This is a genomic window from Nocardioides sp. Z21_20 (assembly GCF_059766585.1).
The window spans coordinates 420,775-447,611 of the sequence record NZ_JCBAJX010000003.1 but is presented as its reverse complement, the minus strand read 5'-3'; the positions used below and the strand labels follow the sequence as shown (position 1 = coordinate 447,611).

Below are 26,837 nucleotides of genomic sequence, written 5' to 3'. Positions count from 1 at the left end.
ATCTCCAGGGGCTTGTCGCCGCGCTCGAAGAAGTTCGCCATCCGCTGGGTGGGCTTCGGCTCGCCGTCGAGGTCGCCGGACTCGCGCAGCTTGGCCACCATCGCCTCGCGGGCGCTGAAGGCGGTCTTGCCCTTGAGGTCCTCGTAGGCCGCGGCGGCCTGCGGCGCGGAGAGCCACGGCGGGGTCTCGCGCAGCAGGCGCCCGTCGCGGCCGATCACCGTGCGCACCGGCAGCTGCAGCTCGCGCCACCACTGGACGTCGGTGAGGTCGCCGAAGGTGCAGCACATCGCGATGCCGGCGCCCTTGTCCATCTCGGCGCCGGGGTGGGCCAGGACAGGGATCTCGACGCCGAAGACCGGCGAGGTCACGGTGGTGCCGAAGAGGTCGGCGTAGCGCTCGTCGTCGGGGTGGGCGATCAGCGCCACCACGGCCGGGATCAGCTCGGGGCGGGTGGTCTCGATGTGCACCGGCGAGCCGTCGGGGCGGTGGAAGGCCACCCGGTGGTAGGCGCCGGCGTACTCGCGCGCCTCCAGCTCGGCCTGGGCGACGGCGGTCTGGAAGGTGACGTCCCACAGGGTCGGCGCCTCCTGCAGGTAGGCCTCGCCGCGGGCGTAGTTGCGCAGGAATGCGCGCTGGCTGACGGTCTGGGCCTTCGGCCCGATCGTCGTGTAGTGCTCCTTCCAGTCGACCGAGAGGCCCAGGGTGCGCCACAGCGACTCGAAGACCTTCTCGTCCTGCTCGACCAGCTGCTCGCACAGCTCCACGAAGTTGGGGCGGCTGATCGCGACCTGTCGCTTGGGGTCCGGCTTCTCCGGCGGCGTGAAGTCCTTGTCGTAGGGCAGCGAGGGGTCGCAGCGCACGCCGTAGTAGTTCTGCACCCGGCGCTCGGTGGGCAGGCCGTTGTCGTCCCAGCCCATCGGGTAGAAGACGGTCTTGCCCTGCATCCGCCAGAAGCGGGCGATCAGGTCGGTGTGGGTGTAGGAGAAGACGTGGCCCACGTGCAGCGAGCCCGAGACCGTCGGCGGGGGAGTGTCGATGGAGTAGACGTTCTCGCGGGGCTGGGTGCGGTCGAAGCGGTAGGTGTCCTGCTCCTTCCACCGCTGCGCCCAGGTGGACTCGAGGCCCTCGAGCGCCGGCTTGTCCGGTACGACGACAGCGCGCGGGGAGGGCGGCGTCGCGGACGGGTCAGGCTGCTGCGGGGTCTCGGTCATGCCAGGAATGTTACGCAGGAGACTCCCGGGCCGGATAACCCGATCCGTTCTGAGCAGTCGGCGCCCCCGGAGGCCTCACCACACCAGCACCGGCTTGACGACCCTGGCCTCGGCGGAGTCGGCGATCGCCCGCGCGATGTCGGTGAACGGGTAGGGGGTCACCAGCCGGTCCACGTCGAAGCGGCCGGCGGCGGCCAGGGCCAGCAGCCGGGGCACCATCTCGAGCGGGTCGGCGTCGCCCTCGACCACCCCGCGCACGGTCTTGCCGTGCATCATCAGGTCGACGGCGTCGAGGGTGAACTCGGGGGCGCCGAGGCCCAGCGTGGCCAGCGTGCCCCGGGGCTGGAGGGCCTGGACGCCCTCGCGGATCACCGCGGGGAGGCTGGTGGTGTCGATGGCGTGCGTGGCGCCGCCGCCGGTGAGCTCGCGGACCCGCTCCACGACGCGGGCGTCAAGGGCGGCCGGATCGACCCCGGTCGCGCCGTACGACTCGGCCACCGCGCGCCGGCTCGGCTGGGGGTCGACGGCGATGATCGTGCCCACCGCGGCGCCGGCGGCAGCGGCGATCGCGGCCAGGCCGACGGCTCCCGCGCCGTAGACCACCAGGCTGTCCTCGGGGTGCGGGGCGAGCACGTCCAGGACGGTCCCCGCGCCGGTCTGGAACGAGCACCCGTAGGGCCCCAGCCGGCTCAGGTCGAGGTCGGCGTCGACGACCACGACGTTGCCGGCCCCGGCGATCGCGTGCCGGGCGAAGCTGGACTGGCCGAAGAACGAGCCGTAGAGGGGTGCGCCGTCGCGGGTGTACGTCGTGGAGCCGTCGTCGCGGAAGCCCAGGTAGTTCAGCTCGACGCTGCGCTCGCAGTAGCCGGGGCGGCCGGCCTTGCAGCGGGCACAGGCGCGACACGACGCGAAGCTCAGCACCACGTGGTCGCCCGGGGAGACGCCGGTGACGCCCGCGCCGACCTCCTCGACGATGCCGGCGCCCTCGTGGCCGAACACCCGCGGGAACATCTCGGCCGGCAACGTGTCGCGCACGGAGAGGTCGGTGTGGCACAGGCCGGTGCCGACGATGCGGACCAGCACCTCGCCGGCCCGCGGGCCGTCGAGGTCCACCTCCTGGGCGGTGAACTCGCCGCCGGGGCTCTCGTTGACCAGCGCCGTGGTCCTCACCGGTCGCGCTCGAGCCAGAAGTAGTAGAGGTCCCCGACCCCGAACGCGGCCTCGAGCTTGCCGTTCATGATGCCCATCAGGGTGTCGGCGTCGACCCGCTTGAAGTGGTCGAGGACCGGCATCCGGTCGTAGACCATCGTCGCGGTCACCTCGCCGCGGAACTCCACCGGCCACAGCGAGGCGTGGCCGCCGCCGGCGGCCTCGGTGTGGGAGAAGAGCGCGCCGTCGGCGTCGCGGCAGATCAGCGGGTGCGCCTTCAGCGGCGCGTCGAAGCGCTTGCCGTGCCAGCCGATCTTGGTCAGCATCCGGCTCGCCGGGTGGCCGGTGGCGAAGTCGCCGCCGCGCCACGGGCCCAGGATCTCCTCGACGCCGACGGCGTCGAGGTCCGCCCAGAGGGCGTCCAGCTCGGCGGGGTCCGCGGGCGCGGCGCAGCGGAGGTCGTCGAAGCGCCCTCGGGTCACGGTGGTGGGGCTCATCCGGCCAACCTAGACGGTGACAGCTTCACTGTCACGGACGTGCTCAGCGGCGCTGTTGCGCGAAGGCGAGCAGCGACACCGCGACGTAGTCCAGGGCCGGCTCCGTGGCCGCGTAGGCCCGCACGTCGTCGAGGTAGCGGGCGCCTTGGCCGTCGAACTCGGCGAACGAGCCGGCCGAGCAGGCGGGCGCGTAGTCGCCGGGGCGGCCGAGGCCGGAGAGGTCCGCGGCCGCCGTGGGGCCGTTGGCGACCGCGCCGAGGAGCTCGGGACCACCCCGGGCGCCGAGGATGCTGGCGACCTGGTGGTGCGGGCAGCGGGGATAGGTGCTGCCGGCGCCGACCACCAGCGAGGTGCCCCACGCGTTGGTGCCGAGCGCCCAGTCGCGCTGCAGCGCCCCCAGCGCCGCGTAGGAGGCGTCGCCGCTGAGGTCGCGGTAGAGCCGCTCGGTGACCGCCACGCCCAGCGCGAAGTCGGCGCCGGGGTCCTCGTCGCCGCCGTAGCCGAGCGGAGCGGCGTAGCGCCGCTCGGCGATCCGCAGCTGGTAACGCAGGTCGCCGACCAGGTCGGCGCGCGAGACCGCGAGCCGCGGCCGGACCCGGGCCTGGGCGAGGGCGCGGGCCAGGTCGGCGTGGGCGAGGGCGCTCTGGTCGTCGCGGGCCAGCGTGAACCAGCCGTGGTGCGGGCCGTCCAGGTAGGACCTCGCCCAGCGGGCGGCGCGCTGCAGGTCCTGGCGCTGCTGGGCGGGCCCGGCACCCAGGGCCTGCCCGGCCAGCGCGATCTCGGCGGCGCCGAGCTCGAGGTCGTCGCGCCACTCGTCCTCCTCGTAGTAGGAGTGCGGGGCGGTCGTCACCAGCCGGCCGACCTTGCGGGTGCGGGCCGCCTCGAGCACGGCGCGCGCCTTGCGCAGCCAGGAGCGGGCCTGGGCCGGGCGGGTGTCGGCGAGCAGCTGGGCGGTGAGCGCGAACGCCGCGGCGGTGCGGCCGGCCAGGTTGGGGCTGATCGGCTTGCCCGGCGCGTTGGCGGCGAAGACGGGTCGCCGGGCCAGGTAGCGGGTGGCGGCACGGGGACCGGCCCGGAGGGCGTCGTCGGCCTCGGGTAGCCGCCACCGGTCGTGGTCGCCGAGCAGGCCGGGGCGGCCGTCGCCGAGACCGACCTGGTGCAGCAGCTGGCCGCGCCGGTCCAGCCACATCCGGTCCAGCCACCGCGCGCCGTACAGCGCCTCGCGCTCCAGGGCCGGGTCGCGCCGCTCGGCGTCGCGGGCGGCGCTGAGCAGCAGCACGTCGGCGTAGCTCGTGGTCTCGACGAACTTCAGGTAGTCGCCCGCGTCGAACCACCCGCCGCTGACGTCGGCGACCTGCCCGGTGGCGCGCAGGCTGCCGACCAGCCGGCCCCCGCGGTACCTCGGCGCCCGGTGCACCCGAGCCCGGCGGTCGTTGAGGTGGCTCGGGCGGCGGTCCATCACCGAGCCGATCACGTCGCGCCCGTCGCGCTGGGCCTGGAAGAAGCGCACCGCGTTGGCCACCAACGGTGCGTAGAGCTCGCCCGAGCCGATCGAGAACCAGGGCGACTCGCCGCTCAGCCCGTCGCCGAGCACCACCCGGTACCGCCCCGGCGTCCGCACCGCGCTCAGGTCGACCGGGCGCACGTGCGGCCACCGCTCGCTCCAGCGCCCGGTGTCGGCGCCCACCGGCCCGGTCGCGGCCACGGAGCCGTCCGCGCGCACCAGGCGGTACGACGCGCCGGGGACGTCGGCACGGGCCATCACGAACGCCTGCTTCGCGTCGTCGCCCAGGTAGCCGACCTGGTTGACCCGGACCACCGCGGCGGCGTCGTCGACCCGCTCGGGGCCGGCGGCCGCGGCGCCCGGCCCCGCCGGGGCCGCGCCCAGCGCCAGGACGCCGGCCAGGGCGGTGGCCACGGCGCTCGCCCGGGCGGCCGGAGAGGTCAGCGGGTGTCGCCGGAGAGCCCGGTGTCGGCGCAGCATCCCGTGAGCCTGTCACCGATCGGGGTTCGGCGCCCTGTTCCGCCTAGACTCGCAAGGCGATGAGTGATCCCACCCCGGCCACCGGCCCGTCCCCCCAGCAGCCCTCCGAGCCGACCCCGGGCTCCCCGCCGGCCGAGCGTCCGCGCCCGGCCCAGAGCGTGGCCGAGGCCGAGGACGCGCTGCTCTCGCGCTGGCCCGAGACGCGCCTGGAGCCGTCCCTGGACCGGATCCGCGCCTTCACCGAGCTGCTCGGCGACCCGCAGCGCAGCTACCCGGTCATCCACCTGACCGGCACCAACGGCAAGACCTCGACCTCGCGGATGATCGACGCGCTGCTGCGCGCCCGTGGGCTGCGCACCGGGCGGTTCACCAGCCCCCACGTGGAGCGCATCAACGAGCGGATCAGCCTGGACGGGGAGCCGCTGTCCGACGAGGACTTCGTGCGCGCCTTCAACGACGTCGCCGCCTACACCCACCTGGTCGACGCTGCCGGGGACCACCCGCTGTCGTTCTTCGAGACCATGGTGGGGATGGCGTTCGCCGCCTTCGCCGACGCGCCCGTGGACGTCGCCGTGGTCGAGGTCGGCCTCGGCGGCGTCTGGGACGCGACCAACGTCGCCGACGGGGAGGTGGCGGTCGTGCTGCCGGTCGCCGTCGACCACGCCCGCTGGCTGGGGGAGACCGCCGCGGAGATCGCGGTGGAGAAGGCCGGCATCATCAAGGCGGGGTCGCGGGCCGTCCTGGCCCAGCAGAGCGAGGAGGTCTCCCGGGTCCTGCTGGAGCGGGCCGCCGAGGTGGGCGCCGCCGTGGTCAGCGAGGGCGTGGACTTCGGCGTGATCTCCCGGGTCCCGGCCCTGGGCGGCCAGATGGTCTCGCTGCAGGGCTTGCGCGGCCGCTACGACGACGTGTTCCTGCCGCTCTTCGGCGAGCACCAGGCGCAGAACGCCGCGGTCGCGCTCGCCGCCGTCGAGGCGTTCGCCGGCGACGAGACCCTCGACGAGGACCTGGTCCGCGAGGCGTTCGCCGAGGTGACCTCGCCGGCCCGGCTGGAGATCATCCGGCGCAGTCCCACCGTGGTGCTGGACGCCGCCCACAACCCCCACGGCGCAGCGGCCACCGCGGCGGCGATCGAGGACTCCTTCGCGTTCAGCCCCCTGATCGGGGTGATCGGCGTGATGGACGACAAGGACCACGAGGGGCTGCTCGCCGCGTTCGAGCCGCACCTGGCCCACGTGGTGTGCACCCAGAACTCCACGCCCCGGGCGATGAGCGCCGAGCGGCTCGCCGTCGCGGCCCGTGAGATCTACGGCCCCGACCGGGTCAGCGTGGCCCCGCGCCTGGTCGACGCGATCGAGGCGGCGGCCACCCTCGCCGAGGCCGGCGAGGCCTTCGGTGGCTCGATCGGCTCCGGCGCGGTCCTGGTGACGGGCTCCGTGGTGACCGCGGGCGAGGCCCGCACGATGCTGAAGGGACGCGCATGAGCGAGAGCGCTGACTCCACGACACCGGCCGCACCGCCGGCCCGCTCCCCGCGGCGCGGGATGTGCGCGGCGATCCTCGCCCTCGAGGCGATCACCCTGGGGCTGACCACCCCGGTGATGGTCACCGTCGCCGACATCGCGCTCGGCCCGGCGCTGGCCGTGGGCCTGGGGCTCACCGTGGTGTGCCTGCTGCTGGCCGGGATGCTGCGCGCCCCGTGGGCCTACACCGCCGGCTGGGTGGTGCAGGCGGCTGCGATCGGGCTCGGCTTCGTGATCCCGATGATGTTCTTCCTCGGCGCGGTCTTCGCGCTGCTGTGGGGCACCGCGGACCTGCTCGGGCGCAAGATCGAGCGAGAGCGCGCCGCGGCGTACGCCGCCTACGAGGCGCAGCGCGAGGCCTGAGGCGCACCTGAGGCTCGGGGCTCAGCCCGCCAGCCCGCTGCGCAGCGCCTCGAGCGCTGCGTCCAGCTGAGCGTCGGTGCACCCGCCGAAGCCGACGACCAGCCCGTCCAGCTCGGCGCTGCGGCAGTAGTCGCGCAGCCTGGGGACGTCGAAGCCGGCCCGCCGCGCGGCGGCCACCGCCCGACCGGCCGACGCGGGGTCCAGGAGGACGGCGGCGTACATCCCCGCGGGCGGCCCCGCCAGCTCGCCGTACGGCGCGAGCGCGGCCGCCACCCGGGGCGCCCGCTCGGCGTAGACCCGGCGCGCGGAGCGGACCACCCGGTCGACGTACCCGTCGCGCAGCATCGCCAGCAGCGCGCGCTGGGCGGGCCAGGACGCGGCCTCGTGGGCGTCGGCGCGCAGCGCGTTGATCGTCTCGAGCAGCGCCGGCGGCGGCACCATCCAGCCCAGTCGCAGGCTGGGGGAGACCGACTTGGAGGCGGTGCCGAGGTAGCACACGCGCTCGCGGTCCAGCGAGGCCAGCGCCGGGACCGGCGCCACGTCGTAGCGGAACTCCGAGTCGTAGTCGTCCTCGAGGACGAACGCGCCGCCGGCGCGCGCGGCGGCGAGCAGCGCGAGCCGATCGGGGCCGGGCATCACCGGCCCGAGTGGGTGCTGGTGGGCCGGTGTGACGTAGGCGGCTCGCACCTCGGCGAGCTCGGTCACCGGGCGCAGCGCGGGCAGGTCCACCACCTCGCGGCCCGCCGCCCGGACGGTGCGCACGGCCGCGCGGTAGCCGGGGTCCTCGACGGCCACCGGCCCGGGCGGCAGCGCGGCGAGCAGATGGCGCAGGCCGTCGGTGGTCCCGTGGGTGATCACGATCTCGTCGGGGTCGCAGACCAGGCCACGCGTCCGGGCGAGACGCTCGGCCAGCGCTCGGCGCAGCTCGACGAGCCCGCGCGCGTCGCCGTACTCCGAGGGCGGCGCGCAGGCCGACACCTCCCGCCAGGCGCGGCGCCATCCGGACGCGTGGCGCGGCTCGATCCAGGGCGTGCCGGTGTCGAGGCGGACCATGCCCGCCGTCTCCGGGGTGCGGGGGCGCGGCGTGGCGGGGGAGGCCGGGGCACCCGCGGTGGCGACGTAGGTGCCGGCCCCGCGCCGACTCAGCAGCCAGCCCTCGGCCAGGAGCTGGTCGTAGGCCTGCTCGACCACCGCCCGGGCGACGCCCAGGTCGGCGGCCAGCGCGCGGCTGCTGGGCAGGCGCGCACCGCGGGCCACGACGCCGGCGAGGATCGCGCGGCGCACCTGGTCGGAGAGCTGCACCCCGAGCGGGGTCGACAGCCGGCGGTCCAGCCGCAGCGCCAGCGGGGTGGGCTCCATGGCAGTGTCCTATCGAGAGTGTCCCGTCGCGACTGGCCCGTCGAAAGTGTCCTGGCGAAGTGTCGCAGAAGTGGCCCGTGACCGCAGGCCACTCGCGAGGCCACGATGGTCCGGTGACCACGATCCCGCCGCTGTCTCCCACCGCCCGCACCACCGTGACCCGCGGGCGCAACCGCGCCGTCGCCGACCGGGCGGCGCTGTGGAGCCTGCTGGACGAGGCCCTGCTGTGCCACCTCGCCCTGGACGCCGGCGAGCATCCCGTGGTGCTGCCGACCGCGTTCGGGGCGGACCCGGACGGCCCCGACGAGGGGGGGGCACGCTCTACCTGCACGGGTCCGTGGCCGCCGGCTGGGTGCGTCGCGCGCCGCAGCGCACCGTGTGCGTCGCCCTCACCGTGCTCGACGGCCTGGTGACCGCGCGCTCGGCCTTCCACCACTCGATGAACTACCGCTCCGCGGTCGTGATCGGCCGTCCGCGGCTGGTCACGGACCCGGCGGAGAAGGAGCGGGCGCTGGGGATGATCGTCGACCAGATGGTGCCGGGGCGCAGCGCGACGCTGCGGGCCAGCACCCGCAAGGAGCTCGCCGCCACCGCGGTGCTCGCGCTCTCCCTGCACGAGGCCTCGGTCAAGGCGCGGGAGGGCGGGCCCGTGGACGACCCGGACGACGTGGCGGCGGGGATCTGGGGCGGACACGTGCCGATGCGGCTGGTCGCGCAGGCGCCGGTTCCGGCCCCCGAGGCAGGCGGGCCGGTGCCACTCGACGTACGCGCCCGAGTGACCGCCCTGGGGGCTCGCTAGGCTGCCAGCCATGACGCAGCGCACCCTGGTCCTTCTCAAGCCCGACACCGTCGCCCGTGGCCTGATCGGCACGGTCCTGGCCCGCTACGAGGCCAAGGGCCTCAACGTGGCGGCCATGGACCTGCGCACGATCGACGCCGAGCTCGCCGACGCCCACTACGCCGAGCACGTGGAGAAGGACTTCTACCCGCCGCTGCGCGACTTCGTCACCAGCGGTCCTCTGGTCGCGCTGGTGCTCGAGGGCTCGCACGCCGTCGAGATCGTGCGCCAGCTCAACGGCGCCACCGACGGCCGCACCGCCACCCCCGGCTCGATCCGCGGCGACTTCAGCATCTCCAACCGCGAGAACCTCGTGCACGGCTCGGACTCCGAGGAGTCGGCCGAGCGGGAGATCGCGCTCTGGTTCCCCGGCCTGTAGACCCCAGGTCCGCGGGCCCGAGCGACCGGTAGCCCCAGCCCGCCATCCACAGGCGGGCCGATCCGTCGTTTTCCGCGGCACGGGTCGGGCAGCATCGCGCCATGAAGCTCCAGCGACACCGTGGGCCCCTCGACGACCCCTTCCTCAGCGCCGTGCGGCGTCGCCACCGCGACGTCGACGTGGTGCTGCTGCCGCCGGCGGCGCCCAGGTCGCACGAGGCCGGGGCCCCGCCCTCGACGGTCGAGACGGCGCAGGAACGGGTGGACGAGGTCGGGGCCACCCTCGAGAGCCTGTGGCGACGGCTCGCCGACGAGCCGGCCGCCACCCTGCGGGCCCGCGAGGACGCCCTGGTGGCCGGTCCGAGGGTCGGCGCAGTCGAGGCGCGCAGCCGACTGCTCGCCGACGCCGCGGACGGCGCGGTGCTCCTGGAGCGCCTCGCCGAGACGCTCGCCGCGGACGGCTGGCGCGTCGAGCGCGCGGACGGTGCCGTGCTCCGGCTCACCGGCACCGGGGCCGGTGAGCGGCTGCGCGCGACCCACGCCCGGGGCAGCGCCACGCTGATGCTCGAGGTGCGCTCCGACCCACTGGAGGTCGGTCCCGCGCTGGCGGAGCGGCTGCTGGGCGCGGCGCGATGAGGCTGGTCCCGCTGGAGGTCGGCGCCGTCTCCCGTGCCTGGGACGAACAGCACCTGGACCTGATCTCCGCGGCGAGCCAGATCGCGGACGCGCCGACCGAGGGGTTCACCCGCGAGGTCGCCGGGACCGCCGCCCGGTTCACCGCGGCGTGGCGAAGACACGTCGCCGCGCTGGCGGCCGATGCGGAGAGCCGGGCCGACGCTCTGCGCGACTCGATCCGGGACTTCCTGGAGACCGACGCCCGGGTCGCGGGCTCGCACGCCGCGCTCGCGTCGTACCTCAGCGAGCGGCGATGAGCGCGGGGGCCGGCCAGGCGGGCCCCGGTGACGTGGCCATCCCGGCGCGCCCGCACGCCGTGCCCGCGCTGGCGGTGGACGTCGGCGCGATCGAGCGGTTCGTGCGCGACCTCGGCGCCGCCAGCGCGCAGATCGACGACCTCGGCACGTTCGTGGCCGGCGCGGCCCGGGTGCCGAGCTGGGAGGGCGATGCGGCGTTCGCCTACCACCGGGCCATCCGCGGTCCCGGCGAGCTGGCCGACGCGATGTCGCTGGCGCTGCGCCGGGTGGTCCGGGTCGGCGGCGCGCACGCCGAGGCGATGACCGAGCTGGGGGCACGGCGCGAGTCGCTCGCCGAGGAGCGCGCGGAGCTGGCCCGCGGGATCGACCAGCTGTGGCAGCGGGCCCGGGCAGCCGAGGACGCCGCCACGCTGCGCCCGGACGCCCGTCGTCTGGCGGAGCGCGCGGACGCCTTCGAGACCGCTCGCCAGGAGTGGGTCCGCGACGTGGCGCGCGAGGAGCGCGCGATGATCGAGGCGTTCGAGGCGGCGACGTCGCTGGACCAGGTACGCCGACGCTACTCAGCGGTGAGCGACCCTGCCGACGCGGCGCTCGACCGACTCCCGCGCGGGGCCACCGTGGCGCAGGTGGCCGCGTGGTGGGCCTCGTTGAGCCCCGCCGAGCGACGCGCCATCGGCTACGCCTCGCCCGGGGCGATCGGCAACCTCGACGGCATTCCCGCCCCGGCCCGCGACGCCGCCAACCGGGTCGCGCTCGCCCGGGACCTGCACGAGCTGGAGATGCTCGAGGACCGGGGACTGCTGAGCGCCGACGAGCAGGCGGCCCTGGCCAACGCGCGTGCCGCCCAGCAGGCGATGAGACGGATGGCGGACGCCGTCGACCCGCGCACGCTCGAGCCGGTCCCGGTCCAGCTCTACCTCTACGACCCCGCGGCGTTCGGGGGCGACGGCCGGGTGGCCCTCGCGCTCGGCGACCTCGCGACCGCCCGCAACGTCGCGGTCACCGTGCCGGGGTTCAGCGTCGACGCGGCCAGCGTCCCGGGGCTCGCCGACCGGGCGATCAACGTCTACGAGGCCGCGCGCTACGACGGGTCGGCAGCCTCGACCGCCTCGATGACCTGGATCGGCTACGACGCCCCCGACAACCTGGTGGGCGGCGCCGACGGCTTCGCGGTGCTCGGAGAGCACCTCGCCAGGCAGGGAGGCGAGCGGCTCTCCGACCTGGTCGACGGGCTGCGCGGCTCGCGGGTGGGGGAGCCCGCGCACCTCACGGTGATCGGCCACAGCTACGGCGCGACGACGACCGGGCACGCGGCCACCGGCGACGGCCTGAGCGCGGACGAGATCGTCCTGCTCGGCAGCCCGGGAGCCGGGGACGACGCCCACCAGGCGAGCGACCTGGGCGTCGGCGAGGAGCACGTCTGGGTGGGCCGCAACAGTCGCGACGCGGTCTCGATGCTCGGCGACCAGGGCTGGGTCAACCTCGGCAACGCCGGTCTCGGGCTGGGCGACGACCCCAGCAGCGACGACTTCGGGGCCCGGCGCTTCGAGGCGGAGGCGGTGGACCGCGACCTGGCGCGCCCCGACCTGTGGAACTCGCTGGCCGACCACTCCAAGTACTTCGACCACGACTCCGAGTCGCTGGCCAACATCGCCCAGGTGGTCAACGCCGACTACGACGACGTGGGGCTGGCCCCGCACACCCGCGACCCGTTCGTCGGCGAGCCGCACGACCCCGAGTGGGACCGCACCCCGGGGGCCGGGTGGACGAGGCACCGATGAGACGTCGGGGGGTGGCGCTGGCGCTGGCGGTGGCGGTGGGCGCAGCGCTGGCGGGGAGTCTCGCGGGGTGCGCCCCGGAGGGGGACGCCGACGCCGAGCAGCGACTGGAGCAGCAGCGCGCGCAGGTGCGCGCCGACGCCCGGGACCTCGCGCCGCGCCTGGCCCGGACGACCGGAGGAGCGATCGCCCGCAGGGACGGCCGCTTCGCGGGCTGCCACAGCGTCTACCCCGGGCTGGAGTACCGCGACTTCTCCTACGGCGTCGTGGTGCGCCTCGACCTGGTCGGGCGGCGGCCCGCTCTGCCGAGGCTCGGCGAGACGTTGCGAGCGAGGGGCTACGCGGTGGGGGAGCAGACCTCCGACGGGGACCGCACGACGCTGTCCGCGACCCGCCCGGGCAGCGACGTACGCGTCGGGCTCACCGAGTACGCCGGGGACGGCGGGCACCACCTGCTGGTCGGGCTGCGCGGGCCCTGCATCGAGGTGCCACCGGAGCGCCGCGCGACCTGGGCCGAGCGGCGCGAGCGCGAGCCGCTGGGCCTCGAGCAGCCGGCACCCTAGCCACGGGCCGGCGAGCGTGTCCTGCCGGGAACTCGGCCCCGCGCCTCTTACCCTCGTCGCAGGGTCGGCTGTCGGTCGACCACCTTCCCCCAGTTCGATCGACCCTGCGAGGCATCACGGCATGGCGAAAAGCTTCATCGGTCGGGACATGGCCGTGGATCTCGGCACCGCCAACACCCTGGTCTACGTCCGGGGCAAGGGCGTGCTCCTCGACGAGCCGTCGGTCGTCGCGCTGAACGCGACCACCAACGAGATCCTCGCGGTCGGCCACGAGGCCAAGCGGATGATCGGGCGCACCCCCGACAACATCACCGCGATCCGGCCGCTCAAGGACGGCGTGATCGCCGACTTCGAGGCGACCGAGCAGATGCTGCGCTTCTTCATCCGCCAGGTGCACCGCCGCCGGTACTTCGCCAAGCCCCGGATGGTGATCTGCGTGCCCAGCGGCATCACCGCGGTGGAGCAGCGGGCGGTCAAGGAGGCCGGGTACCAGGCCGGCGCACGGCGCGTCTACATCGTCGAGGAGCCGATGGCCGCCGCCATCGGGGCCGGCCTGCCGGTGCACGAGGCCACCGGCAACATGGTCGTCGACGTCGGCGGCGGCACCACCGAGGTGGCGGTGATCTCGCTGGGAGGCATCGTCACCTCGCTGAGCGTGCGCACCGCCGGCGACGACCTCGACCAGGCGATCATCGCGTGGATGAAGAAGGAGTACTCCCTGATGCTGGGGGAGCGCACCGCCGAGGAGATCAAGATGACCCTCGGCTCGGCGTTCCCGCTGCCCCAGGAGCCCGAGGCCGAGATCCGCGGCCGGGACATGGTCTCCGGTCTCCCGCGCACCGTCGTGGTCTCCAGCGCCGAGGTCCGCCAGGCGCTCGAGGAGCCGCTGCACGCGATCGTCGACGCCGTGCGCGCCACCCTCGACCAGACCCCTCCCGAGCTCGCCGGCGACATCATGGACCGCGGGATCGTGCTCACCGGCGGCGGCGCGCTGCTGCGTGGGCTCGACGAGCGGCTGCGTCACGAGACCGGGATGCCCGTGCACGTGGCCGAGGAGCCGCTGACGTCGGTGGCCCTGGGCGCCGGCAAGTGCGTCGAGGAGTTCGAGGCCCTCCAGCAGGTCCTGGTCTCCGAGCCGCGGCGGTTCTGATGGCGGCACCCGACCTGCGCCGCAACGGCGTCGACCGCGAGAAGCGCTGGCGCGGACTCGACCGCCTCGAGGCGCGCTCGCGACCCTCGCGCGCCGTGCTCGCCGCGCTGGTGCTGGCGAGCCTGAGCCTGATCACCCTCGATGCCCGGGGCGGGGCCGACTCGCCGCTCGAGCCGGTCCGCCGGGTCGCCGGCGAGGCGCTCGGGCCGGTGGAGTCCGCGACCGCCGGCGTGGTGCGTCCCTTCACCGCGGTCCCCGACTGGTTCCGCTCCAAGCGCTCGCTGCGCGAGGACCTCAACGCGCTGGAGGCCGAGAACTCGGCCCTGCGCCAGCAGGTCGCCACCAGCGACCTGGACCGCAACCGGCTCGCCGAGCTCGACGGCCTCACCACCGTGGCCCGCGAGTCGGGCCGTGCGCTGGTCCCCGCCCGGGTGATCGCCCTGGGGCCGATGCAGTCGTTCTCGCGGACCGTCACCATCGACGCCGGCACGAACGCGGGCATCGACGCCGACATGACCGTGCTCAACAACGACGGGCTGGTCGGCCGGGTGCTGCGCGCGACCCGGACGACGGCCACGGTGCTGCTGATCCTCGACGCCGACTCGGTCGTCGGTGGCCGGGTGGGCCGGTCGATGGAGGTCGGCTTCCTGCGCGGCCGCGGCGTCATCGGCGACCAGGGCCGCCTCGACCTCGAGCTCGTCGACGGCGGGGTCGTCCCGGCCGAGAGCGACGTCGTGGTGACCTGGGGCAGCGACGGCGGCGCGCCGTACCTGCCGGGGATCCCGATCGGCGAGGTCACCCAGGTCTACAGCAGCCCGCGCGAGACGTCGCGGCGTGCGGTGATCCGCCCCTTCGTGGACTTCAGCGCCCTGGACCTGGTCGGGGTGGTGGTCGCCTCGGGGACCCGCAGCGACCGGGCCGTGATCGAGGCCGACGGGAGCATCGAATGAGCGCCGTGCGCGTCGCGCTGGCCGCGCTGGCCGTCGTCGTGGCGGTCGTGCTCCAGGTCACCGTCTTCTCCCACGTCGCCTGGGAGGGCGTCGTGCCCAACCTGTGCCTGCTGGTCGTGGTCGCCACCGCCCTGACGCTCGGCCCTCAGCCGGCCGCGGTGCTCGGCTTCTTCGCGGGCCTGTCCCTGGATCTGGCCCCGCCGGCCGACCACGTGGCCGGGCGCTGGGCGCTGGCGCTGGTCGTGGTCGGCTACCTCGCCGGCCGGGTGCGCCAGGAGGCGCGCCCCTCGGTCACCGCGGTGGTCGCCACGGTGGCCGCCTCCTCGTTCGTCGGCACCTCGATCTTCGCGCTCAGTGGCCTGATCCTCAAGGACCCGGTGGTCAGCGTCCCGGACCTGCTGCAGGTCATCGTGATCGGCGTGGCCTGGGACGTGCTGCTCACGCCGTTCGTGCTGCCGCCGCTGATGACGCTGCTCAGCCGGCTCCAGCCGCACCGGGTCGCCGCATGACCGGGCGCGAGCGCGCCGCCCGACGCAGCCGGCTTCGGCTGATCGTGGTCCAGGTGCTGGTGCTGTCGCTGTTCGCCACCCTGTTCGCGCGGCTGTGGTACCTCCAGGTCCTCGGCGGCGAGCAGTACCAGGCGCAGGCCGCCTCGCAGTCCGTGCGCGAGGTGGTCGTCCAGCCCCAGCGCGGCCTGATCGTGGACGCGATGGGCCGCCCGCTGGTGGCCAACCGCACCTCCTGGGCGATCTCGATCGACCGCACCCTGCTCGGCAAGCTCGACGAGCCCGCGCAGCTGCAGGTGCTGCGGCGGGTGGGCCGGGCGACCGGGCTCACCGTGCCCCGGCTGCGTGCCAGGCTCCTCGACTGCGGGGACGCCGGTGCGGTCGCCGGCAGCTGCTGGAACGGCTCGCCGTACCAGCCGGTCCCGGTCGCCTACGACGTGGAGAAGTCCGTCGCGCTCGGCATCCTCGAGCAGCCCGAGGACCACCCCGCGGTGGTGGCCGAGGAGCACAGCGTGCGCGCCTATCCCCAGCCGTACGGCGTGAACGCCGCCCATCTGCTGGGCTACCTGAGCCCGATCACCGAGGACGAGCTCGACGCCGCCGAGGAGGACGGCGACGCCTCGGTCAACGGCGCCTCCTCCGTGGGCCGAGCCGGCGTGGAGCGGCAGTACGACGAGTGGCTGCGCGGGATGCCGGGCTACAACCGGGTCGCGGTCGACTCGATGGGCCGGGTGCTCGGCGACGACGGCGCCGTCGAGTCCCAGCCGGGCGACACCCTGGTCACCTCGATCGACGCGAAGGTCCAGGGCGTCGTCGAGCGCCAGCTGGCCCAGACGATCAAGACGGCGCGGGCCACCCGCGACACCGTGACCGGGCGCAACTACGTCGCCGACTCCGGTGCCGCGGTCGTGCTCGAGGCCGACACCGGCCGGGTGGTGGCGATGGCCAGCCAGCCGACCTACGACCCCGAGGTGTGGGTCGGCGGGATCAGCGAGAAGCAGCTGCGCCGGCTGTACTCGGAGAAGGCCGGGACGCCGCTGCTGCAGCGGGCCACCCAGGGCCAGTTCGCACCCGGCTCGACCTGGAAGCCGTTCATGACCGCCGGCGCCCTGACCAACGGCTACACGCCCAACACCCAGCTGGCCTGCTCCTCGTCGTTCCGGGTCGGCAACCGCGACTTCAAGAACTACGAGTCCGGTGCCTACGGCTCGATCGGCTTCGCCAAGGCCCTCGAGGTCTCGTGCAACACGTTCTTCTACCGGATCGGCTACGACTACTGGCAGCGGTTGGGCTCCGACGTCGCGGACGTCAGCGCGAAGGACCCCCTGGTCGCCGCGGCGAAGCAGTTCGGGTTCGGTGCGGAGACCGAGATCGACCTGCCGGGTGAGGCACCGGGGCGGATCGCCGACCGGCGCTGGAAGCGCGCCTACTACGAGTCGCAGAAGGACTACTACTGCGGCCTGGCCGAGAAGCCGAAGGACGACAAGACCAGCGACTTCGTCTACCGCTTCGCTCGTGAGTTCTGCATCGAGGGCTTCGCCTACCGGGCGGGGGACGCGGTCAACTTCGCCATCGGCCAGGGCGACACCCTCGTGACGCCGCTGCAGCTGGCGCGCGCCTACGGCGCACTGGCCAACGGCGGCACCCTCTACGAGCCCCGGGTCGGCAAGGCCATCGTCGGCGCCGACGGCGAGATCAAGCGCCGGATCATGCCGAAGAAGGCGGGTCGCGTCGACGTCCCCGGCAAGGTCATCGACTACATCGACGGGGCGCTGAAGAGCGTCACCCGGGTCGGCACGATGGCGTGGCGGATGGGCGGCTTCCCGCTCGACGACGTGGTGATCCGCTCGAAGACGGGCTCGGCGGAGGTCTACGGCAAGCAGTCGACGTCGTGGGTCGCGTCGTACTCCGACGACTACGTGGTGGTCATGATGGTCTCCCAGGGCGGCACCGGCTCGGGCACCTCCGGCCCGGCGATCCGGAAGATCTGGGAGTCGCTGTACGGCGTGCGCGGCGACCGGGTGGTACCGGCCCAGGCCGCGATCCCCGGCACGAGCCCGCCCGCGCAGCTCCCGACGTTCGCCGAGGACGGCTCGATCCTGCCGCCGCCGAGGAGGAAGGGCTGATGGCTACGCGTACCCCCGTCCGCGGCGCCGGCCAGGCGGCCAGCCGGCTGCGGGCCCCCGGCATCGACTGGGTGCTGATGGTGGCCGTGCTGGTCCTGGTGCTGCTCGGCACCGTCCTGGTCTGGTCGGCCACGTCCTCGCGCGAGGACCTGACGTTCGGCGACCCCACGGCGTACCTCAAGAAGCAGCTGGTCAACGTCGCGATCGGCCTGGTCCTGATGGTGATCGTGCTGGCCACCGACCACCGGTGGGTGCGCATCGTGGCGCCGCTGGTCTACCTGGCCTCGCTGGTGGGCCTGGTCCTCGTCCTCGCCATGGGCAGCACCATCAACGGCTCGCGCTCGTGGGTGCAGCTGGGCGGGATGTCGATCCAGCCCTCGGAGTTCGCGAAGCTGGCCGTGGTGATCGCGATGGCGCTGCTGGTGGCCGAGCGGATGGAGGGGTCCTGGCGCCGCGGCGTCGGCACCGTCGAGGTGGTCGGGATGCTCGCCATCGCCGCCGTCCCCGCGGCCCTGATCCTGGGGCAGCCGGACCTCGGCACCATGCTCGTGCTCACCGCGACGGTGTTCGGCGTCCTCGCCGTCTCCGGGGCGCCGCGGCGCTGGCTCCTCGGACTGCTCGGCGTCGGCGCGGTCGCGGCCGCCGTGGGGGTCGCCGCCGGAGTGCTCAAGGACTACCAGGTCGACCGGTTCATGGCCTTCACCAATCCCGACCTCGACCCGCGCGGCGCCGGCTACAACGTCGAGCAGGCCCGGATCGCGGTCGGCAACGGCGGGCTGTTCGGGCAGGGGCTCTTCGACGGCTCGCAGACCCGGGCCGGCTTCGTGCCCGAGCAGCACACCGACTTCATCTTCACCGTCGCCGGCGAGGAGCTCGGCCTGCTCGGCGCCGGGCTGCTGATCGCGCTGATGTGCGTGGTCATCTGGCGGGCGCTCTCGATCGCGGTGCAGTCCGAGGACGTCTTCGGCCGGGTGGCCGCCGCCGGCATCGCCTGCTGGTTCGGCTTCCAGGCCTTCCAGAACGTCGGCATGTGCCTGGGCATCATGCCGGTCACCGGCGTCCCGCTGCCCTTCGTGTCGTACGGCGGGTCGTCGATGTTCGCGGGCATGCTCGCGATCGGTCTGCTGCAGAACATCCACCTGCGCTCCACCGCGCAGCTGCCGACGCGCTACGTGATGCAGCAGCGCTCGCTGGTCGGGCGCTGACGACCCGGAGACCGGGTGGTGAAGGCGGAGGTGGGCGGTGTCCCGGTCCGCCTTCGTGACCCTGAGGGGCCCGCGATCACGGAGCCGAGTGCGGCCCGAGATCTTTTTTCGCTCGTTGTCCACAGATTGGGACCAGGGCGCCTCTGTGGGGCCGGAGTGTCGGTGGTCGCTGATTGAGTGAGTGTCATGGAGATCACACTCGGCCCCGACGGCACCGGTGACGGTGCTGCTGGTGGCGGTGCGGTCGCGGTGGTCTCCCGGGCCGAGGAGGCTCTGGCGGGGTTGGACTCGGTGCTGTGGGCAAGCCGGGCCTCTGAGGAGCTGATGGACGGTGTCGGTGCGCTGGAGGGGCTGCGGGCGCACCTGGCCGCGGTGGAGGCCGTGCTGCTGGCCGAGGTCCACGCCCGCGCCGCGGCCAAGACCGAGCGGGCCTGGGCCTCCACCGGCGACTGGTTCACCCACCTCGGCGGGCTGCGCCGCGCGCAGGGCAAACGCGCGGTCGACCACGCCGGGCTGTTGTGCGCCGAGCGGCAGGCGACGTTGGCGGCGTTGCGCGCGGGCAGGGTCTCGCCCGAGCAGGCCGGGGTGATCGTGGATGCGGTCGAGCAGCTGCCCCGCAACCCGCGTCTGCGTGCGGAGGCTGAGGCGCTGTTGCTGGGTGAGGCCGAGCGCCTGGATGCCTCCGAGCTGACCAAGGCAGCGCGGCACCTGGTTCACGTCGTCGACCCCGAGCGGACCGAACGCGAGCTGGAGAAGGCGCTGGACCGTGCGGAGCGGGCGGCGCACCTGGACCGGTTCCTGTCCCTGGTCGACGACGGCGCCGGCGGAGTCCGGGTGAAGGGGCGGGGGTCGGTGGAGGATGCCGCGGTGCTGAAGGCGGCGTTGCTGCCGTTGACCAAGCCCCAGCCGGCGTTGAGCGAGGATCCCGACGAGGGGTGTGGCGGGGAGGTGCTGGATCCGCGTGATCACGGGGCGCGGTTGTGGGATGCGCTGATCCAGACCGCGCAGCACGCCCTGGACACCGACCAGGCACCGGAGTCCCATGGCGCTCGGCCGCGGGTCACGGTCACTATCGACTACACGGCCCTGACCCGTCACCTGGACTGCAAGGCGCCCACCACTGCTGAGGGCAACTTCGCCGCTTCGGAGGGTGGCATCGACTGGTCACTGCTCGGGGCTGCGCTGCCCGACGACCTGGCCGCCGGGATTGGCGTGACCGACGAGGGCCTGACCCTGTCCGCGGCCACCGCACGCCGGCTGGCCTGCGACGCCGACCTGATCCCCGTCGCGTTGGGTGGGCCCGGTGAGCAGTTGGACGTCGGCCGCGCCCACCGCCTGGTCACCCCCGCCCTGTGGCGCGCGCTGGTGGTCCGGGATCGGCACTGTGCGTTCCCGGCCTGCACCCGGCCGCCGGTGATGTGCCACGCCCACCACCTCACCCACTGGGCCGACGGCGGCACCACGTCACTGGACAACCTGGTGCTGGTCTGTGGCCACCACCACCGCACGCTGCACCACAGCCCCTGGCGGGTGCGGCTCAACGCCCACGACCGACTACCGGAGTTCCTGCCACCCCCACCCCGCAGGGAGCCCCACCACTGCCACGGCCAGCACCACGACCACCGCCAGCACCACGACGGCCACGACGGCCACAGCCCACACACCGACTGCCCGGCGCCGGACCCGGCCCCGCCCGACTGGACCCGCCACCGACCCCGCCGCGAGTAACTCGCCCGCGCCTGTCTCAGGGCGTGGCAGGCGGTGGGATGCGAGCATGGCCCCATGAGCGAGCACATCGAGGAGACCGTCGACCCCGCGATCGGCGAGGCGGTGCAGGCAGTCAGCAACCGGTTCGGTGTCAAGGGACTCGAGGATCTGATCGCACTGGCGGAGGTCGAGCTGCAGCGGGCCAGGCGCGCGCTCGAGGAGCTGGCACCCACCGACGAATGAGCGCGTGTGGCCGAGGGCGACGTACCCTTGGAGGCTGACCCCCCGCCCGCGATCCCATGAGGTTCCGACGTGTCCGTGCCTGGTCTCGACCAGCGAAGCCCCGAGTCCGTCTTCCCCCGGCTGGAGCCGAAGCTCCCGTCGGTGCAGAAGCCGATCCAGTACGTCGGCGGTGAGCTGAACTCGACCGTCAAGGAGTGGGACTGCGCGCCGGAGGGGCCGACCGTGCGGTGGGCCCTGATGTACCCCGACGCATACGAGGTCGGCCTGCCCAACCAGGGTGTGCAGATCCTCTACGAGGTGCTCAACGAGCGCGACTGGATCGTGGCCGAGCGCACCTACTCGGTGTGGGCGGACATGGAGAAGGTGATGCGAGAGGGCGACGAGCTCGGGCCCATCCCGCAGTTCACCGTCGACTCGCACCGCTCGGTGCGCGCCTTCGACCTGTTCGGCGTCAGCTTCTCCACCGAGCTGGGCTACACCAACCTGCTCAACGCCCTCGACCTCGCCGGGATGGCGCTGCACGCCGTCGACCGCACCGACGACGACCCCGTCGTGATCGCGGGCGGCCACGCGGCGTTCAACCCCGAGCCGATCTCCGACTTCATCGATGCCGCGGTGCTCGGCGACGGCGAGGAGATCGTGCTGGCCATCTCCGAGGTGGTCCGGGAGTGGAAGGCGCAGGGTCGCCCCGGCAACGCCGAGCTCGGCCTGTCGGGTCGCGACGAGCTGCTGCGCCGGCTCGCGGTCAGCGGTGGGGTCTACGTCCCGAAGTTCTACGACGTCACCTACACCCCCGACGCGGAGATCGCTGCCGTGGTGCCCCGCCTGCCCGGCGTGCCCGCCCGGGTCCGCAAGCACACGCTGATGGACCTCGACGCCTGGCCCTACCCGGCCAAGCCGCTGGTGCCGCTGGCCGAGACGGTGCACGAGCGGTTCAGCGTGGAGATCTTCCGCGGCTGCACGCGCGGCTGCCGCTTCTGCCAGGCCGGGATGATCACCCGCCCGGTGCGCGAGCGCTCCATCGAGACCATCGGCGCCATGGTGGAGAACGGCGTCCGCAAGTCCGGCTTCGACGAGGTCGGCCTGCTGTCGCTGTCCAGCGCCGACCACACCGAGATCGCCGAGGTCGCCAAGGGCCTGGCCGATCGCTACGAGGACTCCAACGTCTCGCTGAGCCTGCCCAGCACCCGCGTCGACGCCTTCAACATCAACCTCGCCAACGAGTTCTCCCGCAACGGCCGTCGCTCCGGGCTGACGTTCGCGCCCGAGGGCGGCTCCGAGCGGATGCGCCGGGTGATCAACAAGATGGTCACCGAGCAGGACCTGATCAACACCGTCGCCGCGGCGTACTCGCACGGCTGGCGGCAGGTGAAGCTCTACTTCATGTGCGGGCTGCCCACCGAGACCGACGAGGACGTGCTCGAGATCGCCGACCTGGCACGCAAGGTCATCGCGAAGGGACGCGAGGTCGCGGGCACCAACGACATCCGCTGCACCGTGTCCATCGGCGGCTTCGTGCCCAAGGCGCACACGCCGTTCCAGTGGGCCGGCCAGCTCGACCACGAGACCACCGACGCCCGGCTGAAGAAGCTGCGCGACGTGATCCGCGCGGACAAGAAGTTCGCCCGCGCCATCGGCTTCCGCTACCACGACGGCAAGCCCGGCACCATCGAGGGCCTGCTCTCGCGCGGTGACCGCCGGGTCGGGCGGATCATCGAGGAGGTGTGGCGCGACGGTGGCCGCTTCGACGGCTGGAGCGAGCACTTCTCCTACGACCGCTGGGTGGCCTCCGCGGAGCGGGCGCTGGCCGGCACCGGCGTCGACCTCGACTGGTACACCACCCGCGAGCGCGGCTACGACGAGGTGCTGCCCTGGGACCACCTCGACTCCGGTCTCGACAAGGACTGGCTGTGGGCCGACTGGGAGGACGCCGTCCAGGCCGGTGACCCGAACGCCGAGATCCCCGAGGTCGAGGACTGCCGCTGGACGCCGTGCTACGACTGCGGGGTCTGCCCTTCGATGGACACCGACATCCAGATCGGGCCCACCGGTCGCCAGCTCCTCCCGCTCAGCGTCGTCTGAGCCCCGCCGAGTCGGTGCGACCGCGCGAGGTTGCGCCGACTGGGCGTCGTACGGGCGCGAGGTTGCGCCGACTCGGCGGTCAGGGCAGCTGGTCTTCTATGTGGGCGGGGCGGGCGCAGTAGAGGCCGACCGCCAGTTGGGGGATGACCAGGGCCAGCAGGAAGCTGATCGGCCAGGTCCAGCCGTCGGTGGCGTCGTAGAGCGCGCCGACGATGAACGGCCCGGCGGCGGCGATCAGGTAGCCCGCCGACTGGGTGAAGCCGGAGAGGGCGGCGGTCCCCGAGGGGGTGCGCGAGCGCAGCCCGATCATGGTGAGCACCAGCGGGAACGTGCAGGCGCCGATGCCGATCAGCAGTGCCCACAGCGGCGCGAGCCGGTACGGCGCGAGGATCAGGCCGAGGTAGCCGACGGGGTAGCACGACATCACCGCCAGCAGGATCCCGCGCTGGTCCGTACGCCGGGCGGCGGCGGCCGGCAGCCACAGGGAGAGCGGGATGCTCACCGCGGCCACGATGCCGAGGATCAGCCCGGCGGCGGTCGCCGACCAGCCGCTGTCACGCCACAGCTGGGCGAACCAGCCGAAGACCGCGTAGGCGTGGATCGACTGCAGCCCGAAGAACACCGCCATCGCCCAGCCCAGCCTGGTCCGCGCGACCTCCCCGAGCCGCACCCCGCGCCCACCGGGCTCGAGGTGGCGGTCGTGGGCGAACAGTCGGACCCAGGGGAGCGCGGCGACCAGTGCCAGCAGCGCCCACGCGCCGATGCCGGCCCGCCAGCCGCCGCCCGCCTCGGCGATCGGCACGGTGAGCATCAGCGCGCTGGTGATGCCGACGGCCATCGCGGTCGTGTAGAGCGCGGTGACCCGGCCGACCCGGTCGGGGAAGTGCAGCTTCACCAGCGAGGGCAGCAGCACGTTGGCGGTCGCCATCCCGGCCAGCGCCAGCGCGGACAGCGCCAGGAAGGGCGGCGTGGAGGAGACCGCCGCGCGACCGCCCAGACCCAGCACGACCGCGAGCAGGCTGAGCAGCGTGACCCGGTGCACGCCGATCGCCCGGGCCAGGGCGGGCGCCACCGCCCCGAACGCCGCGAACGCGACGACCGGCAGCGAGGTGAGCAGGCCGGCGGTGGTGTGCGACATCCCGACGCCGTCGGTGACCTCGGCCAGCACCGGCCCCACGCTGACCGCGGCCGGACGCAGGTTGAACGCCAGCAGGATCAGCCCGGCGAGCATCAGCCAGGGGGCGACCCCCGCCGCCCCGGCACCCGCGCTCGTGGGCGCGCCGGGGTCGCCGGGGTCGCCGGGGGAGGACGGCGCGGGACTGCCACCTGCGGGACGGCGCTCAGGCTGAGCTGCGGGCTGTGGTTCGGACACCCGGCGATGCTCTCAGGCGTACTGTGACGCCCGCGGCCGGGGCGCCCGCTGCGTGGGAGTCGCCGGCCGGGCCCGGCGAGCCGGGCAGGACAGGCAGAGGACAGGCAGCCAGGACAGGCAGGACAGGGATGCGGCACATCACCGACGACGAGCGCCGGGCCCGCGTCGCCGTACGGCACGGGCTGACGCAGCACACGCGCTTGCCCGACGCCGTGGCCGCGACCCGGGCGATGACGGTCCTGCACGCCACCGAGCCGGCCACCGTACACCTGTCGCTGGCCGCCCGGATGGACGCGCCGTCCCTCGCCGACGTCGACGCCGCGCTGTACGACCAGCGCACGCTGGTCAAGCAGCTCGCGATGCGCCGCACGCTGTTCGTCTTCCCCCGCGACCTGCTGCCGGCGGCGTGGGGGAGCGCCTCGGCGCGGGTCGCCACCACCCAGCGGACCCGGCTCGCCAAGGACGTCGAGGCCTCCGGGATCGCAGGCGACGGGGCGCGCTGGCTGGACACCGCCTGCGCCGCCGTCGAGGAGCGCCTCGCCGGCGGCGACGAGCTCACCGCCCAGGAGCTGCGCGAGCAGCTGCCCGAGCTCGAGGGCCGGTTCGTGGCGACGCCCGAGAAGAGCTACGGCGGGTCGTTCCCGGTGGCGCCGCGAGTGCTCACCGTGCTCGGCGCGCAGGCGCGGGTGGTGCGCGGCCACAACGCCACCCACTGGCGCGGGTCACGCCCGCGCTACGCGGCGATGCGGCACTGGCTCGGGGAGAGCCCCGAACCGTGCGGCAGCCGCGAGGGGTACGCCGAGCTGGTGCGCCGCTGGCTGCGCACCTTCGGCCCCGGCACCGCCGCGGACCTGCGCTGGTGGCTGGGATCCACCGGCGCCACGGTGACCGCGGCGCTGGCCGACGTCGGCGCGGTCGAGGTCTCCCTCGACGGCGGCGCAGTCGGCTGGGTGCTGCCCGACGACCTCGACCCCGTCTCCTACGACGAGCCCTGGGCGGCGCTGCTGCCGGTGCTGGACCCGACGGTGATGGGCTGGCAGGCGCGGGACTTCCTGCTGGGCGAGCACGGGGCCCTGCTCTTCGACCGCAACGGCAACGCCGGCACCACCGCCTGGTGGAACGGCCGAGCCGTGGGCTGCTGGCTGCAGGACGCCGAGGGCGTCGTCCGGGTGGTCCCGGCCGAGCCGCTGGCCGCCGGGGCGCGCCGCGCGCTCGAGACCGAGGCCGAGCGGCTCACCGCCTGGCTCGCCGGGGTCAGGGTCGGGACGGTCTACCCCTCACCGCTGATGAAGCAGGCCCGGGCGCAGCTCTGAGCCGGCCAGGCGCTGGGGGTTCAGGCGCTGGGGGATCAGGTGCTCGGGGGCCAGCGGGTCAGCTCGTCGCCCGGTGCACGACCTGGGCGCTGGACTGGTCGCGGGCCAGCATCAGGATCTGGTCGATGTTCACGTGCGGCGGCCGGGTGGCGACCCACCGCACGGTCTCGGCGACGTCCTCGGCGGTGAGCGGCGTGACTCCGGCGTAGACGGCGTCCGCCTTCTCCCGGTCGCCCTCGAAGCGGACCAGGCTGAACTCGGTCTCCACCATGCCCGGATCGATCTCGCAGACCCGGACCGGCTCGCCGAGCAGCTCGATGCGCAGCACCCGGGTGAGCGCCGCGACCCCGTGCTTGGCGGCGTTGTAGCCGGCGCCGCCGCGGTAGGGCTCGCGCGCCGCGACCGAGCCGATGTTGATGACCTGGCCGTCGCCGGAGGCGATCAGCATCGGGAGCAGCGCCTTGGTCATCCGCAGGGTGCCCAGCACGTTGGTCTCGTACATCCAGCGCCAGCCCTCGACGTCGGCCTGCGCCACCGGGTCGGCGCCCAGCGCGCCGCCGGCGTTGTTGACCAGCACGTCGCAGCGCTCGAGGCGGGCGACGAACTCGGTCACCGAGGCGTCGTCGGTCACGTCCAGCGGGTACGCCGTCGCGCCGCAGGACTCGGCGACCTCGGCCAGCCGCTCGGCACGCCGGGCGCCGACCACGACGTCGTACCCGGCGCCGGACAGTGCGACGGCGGTGGCGGCACCGATGCCGCTGCTGGCTCCCGTGACGACGGCGACAGGGCGGCTGCTGCTCATGATGCTCCTCGAGGTGGCGGGAAGCATGGAGCATAGGCTGTCGGGGTGCGCGACCAGCCAGAGCAGCAGGCCCCTCCCGTCCAGCGTCTCCGGATCCGGTACGCGAAGCGCGGACGGCTGCGCTTCACCAGCCACCGTGACTTCAGCCGTGCCTTCGAGCGGGCGGTGTTCCGGGCCCGGATCCCGATGGCGTACTCGTCCGGCTTCAACCCGCACCCTCGGATCTCCTACGCCGGTGCGGCGCCGACCGGTTCGGCCAGCGAGGCGGAGTTCCTCGAGATCGCCCTGGCCGAGATCGTCGACCCGGCCGCCGTGCACGGGGCGCTCGACGAGGCCCTCCCGGCCGGGCTCGACGTGCTCGAGGTCGTGGTCTCCCCGGGCGGATCGCTCTCGGACCTGCTCGAGGCGAGCCGGTGGGCGATCGACATCGAGGCCGAGCAGAACGATGCCCGGCGCGCAGTGGAGACGTTCCTGGCCACCGAGAGCGTGACCGTGGAGCGGATGACCAAGAAGGGCGTGCGCGCCTTCGACTGCCGCGCGGCGGTGGTCGCCCTCACCGTGGAGCCGGCGCCGAGCGGGCGGGGGAGCAGGCTCGACCTCGTCGTGCGCCACGCCGTGCCCGCGGTACGACCCGACGACGTACTGACCGGGCTGCGCCAGGTCACCGATCTGCAGACCGGTTCCGCCCCGCTGCTGACGCGCACCGCCCAGGGACCCCTGGACGCGGAGGCGGGCAGCGTGGGCGACCCGCTGGTCTCCTCGACATGACGAGATCCCGGGCGGCGTGTGCGATACTCGCCACGGTCGTAG

The 26,837-nt window shown here is 74.1% G+C and carries 26 protein-coding genes; 19 read left to right on the top strand and 7 right to left on the bottom strand.

Features of this window, described 5'->3' with window-relative positions; genetic code table 11:
* The 4 genes from AC6EH9_RS08665 to AC6EH9_RS08650 all read right to left on the bottom strand — a co-directional run.
* On the bottom strand, positions 1–1,211 hold a 1,211-nt coding region (locus tag AC6EH9_RS08665), incomplete at its 3' end, for a class I tRNA ligase family protein (protein WP_498422250.1).
* A 75-nt stretch (positions 1,212–1,286) separates the two neighbouring features.
* Positions 1,287–2,381, bottom strand: a complete 1,095-nt coding sequence (locus AC6EH9_RS08660; RefSeq protein WP_498422248.1) for an NAD(P)-dependent alcohol dehydrogenase — start codon at positions 2,379–2,381, stop codon at positions 1,287–1,289.
* On the bottom strand, positions 2,378–2,857 hold the full coding sequence (locus AC6EH9_RS08655; RefSeq protein WP_498422247.1) for a DUF4334 domain-containing protein: 480 nt from the start codon (positions 2,855–2,857) through the stop codon (positions 2,378–2,380). Before AC6EH9_RS08655 ends, AC6EH9_RS08660 begins: the two co-directional genes overlap by 4 nt.
* 43 nt (positions 2,858–2,900) lie before the next feature.
* The gene (locus AC6EH9_RS08650) at positions 2,901–4,841 is read right to left on the bottom strand and encodes a glycoside hydrolase family 9 protein (RefSeq protein WP_498422245.1); all 1,941 of its coding nucleotides are present in this window, start codon (positions 4,839–4,841) and stop codon (positions 2,901–2,903) included.
* A gap of 59 nt (positions 4,842–4,900) precedes the next feature.
* Here AC6EH9_RS08650 and AC6EH9_RS08645 point away from each other — a divergent pair, with 59 nt between their 5' ends.
* Both AC6EH9_RS08645 and AC6EH9_RS08640 read left to right on the top strand, forming a co-directional pair.
* The gene (locus AC6EH9_RS08645) at positions 4,901–6,322 is read left to right on the top strand and encodes a bifunctional folylpolyglutamate synthase/dihydrofolate synthase (protein ID WP_498422243.1); all 1,422 of its coding nucleotides are present in this window, start codon (positions 4,901–4,903) and stop codon (positions 6,320–6,322) included.
* Complete coding sequence (locus AC6EH9_RS08640) at positions 6,319–6,723, top strand: DUF4233 domain-containing protein (protein ID WP_498422241.1); 405 nt, start codon at positions 6,319–6,321, stop codon at positions 6,721–6,723. The genes AC6EH9_RS08645 and AC6EH9_RS08640 overlap by 4 nt, the downstream gene beginning before the upstream one ends.
* A 21-nt stretch (positions 6,724–6,744) precedes the next feature.
* Here AC6EH9_RS08640 and pdxR read toward each other — a convergent pair whose 3' ends face one another.
* Positions 6,745–8,082, bottom strand: a complete 1,338-nt coding sequence (gene pdxR / locus AC6EH9_RS08635; RefSeq protein WP_498422240.1) for a MocR-like pyridoxine biosynthesis transcription factor PdxR — start codon at positions 8,080–8,082, stop codon at positions 6,745–6,747.
* A gap of 113 nt (positions 8,083–8,195) precedes the next feature.
* Between pdxR and AC6EH9_RS08630 the strand changes: the two genes are divergently transcribed.
* The 15 genes from AC6EH9_RS08630 (at position 8,196) to AC6EH9_RS08560 (ending at position 22,540) form a co-directional block, all read left to right on the top strand.
* Entirely contained in the window at positions 8,196–8,495 is a 300-nt protein-coding gene (locus AC6EH9_RS08630; RefSeq protein WP_498422239.1) for a pyridoxamine 5'-phosphate oxidase family protein, read from the top strand.
* A complete protein-coding gene (locus AC6EH9_RS08625; RefSeq protein WP_498422238.1) occupies positions 8,420–8,881 on the top strand; it encodes a pyridoxamine 5'-phosphate oxidase family protein in 462 nt (153 codons plus the stop codon). Before AC6EH9_RS08630 ends, AC6EH9_RS08625 begins: the two co-directional genes overlap by 76 nt.
* Positions 8,882–8,891: 10 nt before the next feature.
* Positions 8,892–9,299, top strand: a complete 408-nt coding sequence (gene ndk, locus AC6EH9_RS08620; RefSeq protein WP_498422237.1) for a nucleoside-diphosphate kinase — start codon at positions 8,892–8,894, stop codon at positions 9,297–9,299.
* Positions 9,300–9,400: 101 nt separating this feature from the next.
* Complete coding sequence (locus AC6EH9_RS08615) at positions 9,401–9,934, top strand: hypothetical protein (protein WP_498422236.1); 534 nt, start codon at positions 9,401–9,403, stop codon at positions 9,932–9,934.
* Positions 9,931–10,230 carry a hypothetical protein gene (locus tag AC6EH9_RS08610; RefSeq protein ID WP_498422234.1) on the top strand — a complete coding sequence of 100 codons (300 nt, stop codon included), beginning with the start codon at positions 9,931–9,933 and terminating at the stop codon, positions 10,228–10,230. The genes AC6EH9_RS08615 and AC6EH9_RS08610 overlap by 4 nt, the downstream gene beginning before the upstream one ends.
* The gene (locus AC6EH9_RS08605) at positions 10,227–12,011 is read left to right on the top strand and encodes an alpha/beta hydrolase (RefSeq protein WP_498422232.1); all 1,785 of its coding nucleotides are present in this window, start codon (positions 10,227–10,229) and stop codon (positions 12,009–12,011) included. The genes AC6EH9_RS08610 and AC6EH9_RS08605 overlap by 4 nt, the downstream gene beginning before the upstream one ends.
* A complete protein-coding gene (locus AC6EH9_RS08600; protein WP_498422231.1) occupies positions 12,008–12,571 on the top strand; it encodes a hypothetical protein in 564 nt (187 codons plus the stop codon). Before AC6EH9_RS08605 ends, AC6EH9_RS08600 begins: the two co-directional genes overlap by 4 nt.
* 121 nt (positions 12,572–12,692) lie before the next feature.
* Positions 12,693–13,721 (top strand): rod shape-determining protein, encoded by a 1,029-nt coding sequence (locus tag AC6EH9_RS08595; RefSeq protein ID WP_498422229.1) that lies wholly within the window; start codon positions 12,693–12,695, stop codon positions 13,719–13,721.
* On the top strand, positions 13,721–14,671 hold the full coding sequence (gene mreC / locus AC6EH9_RS08590; protein ID WP_498422227.1) for a rod shape-determining protein MreC: 951 nt from the start codon (positions 13,721–13,723) through the stop codon (positions 14,669–14,671). Before AC6EH9_RS08595 ends, mreC begins: the two co-directional genes overlap by 1 nt.
* Positions 14,668–15,180, top strand: coding sequence for a rod shape-determining protein MreD (gene mreD, locus AC6EH9_RS08585; RefSeq protein ID WP_498422225.1), 513 nt, complete (start codon positions 14,668–14,670; stop codon positions 15,178–15,180). Before mreC ends, mreD begins: the two co-directional genes overlap by 4 nt.
* On the top strand, positions 15,177–17,303 hold the full coding sequence (gene mrdA, locus AC6EH9_RS08580; protein WP_498422223.1) for a penicillin-binding protein 2: 2,127 nt from the start codon (positions 15,177–15,179) through the stop codon (positions 17,301–17,303). The genes mreD and mrdA overlap by 4 nt, the downstream gene beginning before the upstream one ends.
* Complete coding sequence (gene rodA / locus AC6EH9_RS08575) at positions 17,303–18,508, top strand: rod shape-determining protein RodA (protein WP_498422220.1); 1,206 nt, start codon at positions 17,303–17,305, stop codon at positions 18,506–18,508. Before mrdA ends, rodA begins: the two co-directional genes overlap by 1 nt.
* Before the next feature lie 186 nt (positions 18,509–18,694).
* Complete coding sequence (locus tag AC6EH9_RS08570) at positions 18,695–20,236, top strand: HNH endonuclease signature motif containing protein (RefSeq protein ID WP_498422218.1); 1,542 nt, start codon at positions 18,695–18,697, stop codon at positions 20,234–20,236.
* A 54-nt stretch (positions 20,237–20,290) separates the two neighbouring features.
* Entirely contained in the window at positions 20,291–20,458 is a 168-nt protein-coding gene (locus AC6EH9_RS08565; RefSeq protein WP_498422217.1) for a hypothetical protein, read from the top strand.
* Between the two features lie 75 nt (positions 20,459–20,533).
* Positions 20,534–22,540, top strand: a complete 2,007-nt coding sequence (locus tag AC6EH9_RS08560; protein WP_498422278.1) for a TIGR03960 family B12-binding radical SAM protein — start codon at positions 20,534–20,536, stop codon at positions 22,538–22,540.
* A 79-nt stretch (positions 22,541–22,619) separates the two neighbouring features.
* On the opposite strand, the gene AC6EH9_RS08555 is transcribed toward AC6EH9_RS08560, so the two are convergent.
* Positions 22,620–23,912 (bottom strand): MFS transporter, encoded by a 1,293-nt coding sequence (locus AC6EH9_RS08555; protein ID WP_498422215.1) that lies wholly within the window; start codon positions 23,910–23,912, stop codon positions 22,620–22,622.
* A 128-nt stretch (positions 23,913–24,040) separates the two neighbouring features.
* On the opposite strand from AC6EH9_RS08555, the gene AC6EH9_RS08550 reads away from it, so the two are divergent.
* Entirely contained in the window at positions 24,041–25,225 is a 1,185-nt protein-coding gene (locus AC6EH9_RS08550) for a winged helix DNA-binding domain-containing protein (protein ID WP_498422213.1), read from the top strand.
* Between the two features lie 58 nt (positions 25,226–25,283).
* On the opposite strand, the gene AC6EH9_RS08545 is transcribed toward AC6EH9_RS08550, so the two are convergent.
* A complete protein-coding gene (locus AC6EH9_RS08545) occupies positions 25,284–26,027 on the bottom strand; it encodes an SDR family NAD(P)-dependent oxidoreductase (protein ID WP_498422211.1) in 744 nt (247 codons plus the stop codon).
* A gap of 45 nt (positions 26,028–26,072) precedes the next feature.
* Between AC6EH9_RS08545 and AC6EH9_RS08540 the strand changes: the two genes are divergently transcribed.
* Positions 26,073–26,795, top strand: coding sequence for a TIGR03936 family radical SAM-associated protein (locus tag AC6EH9_RS08540; RefSeq protein WP_498422209.1), 723 nt, complete (start codon positions 26,073–26,075; stop codon positions 26,793–26,795).
* The last annotated feature ends 42 nt before the right edge of the window (positions 26,796–26,837 follow it).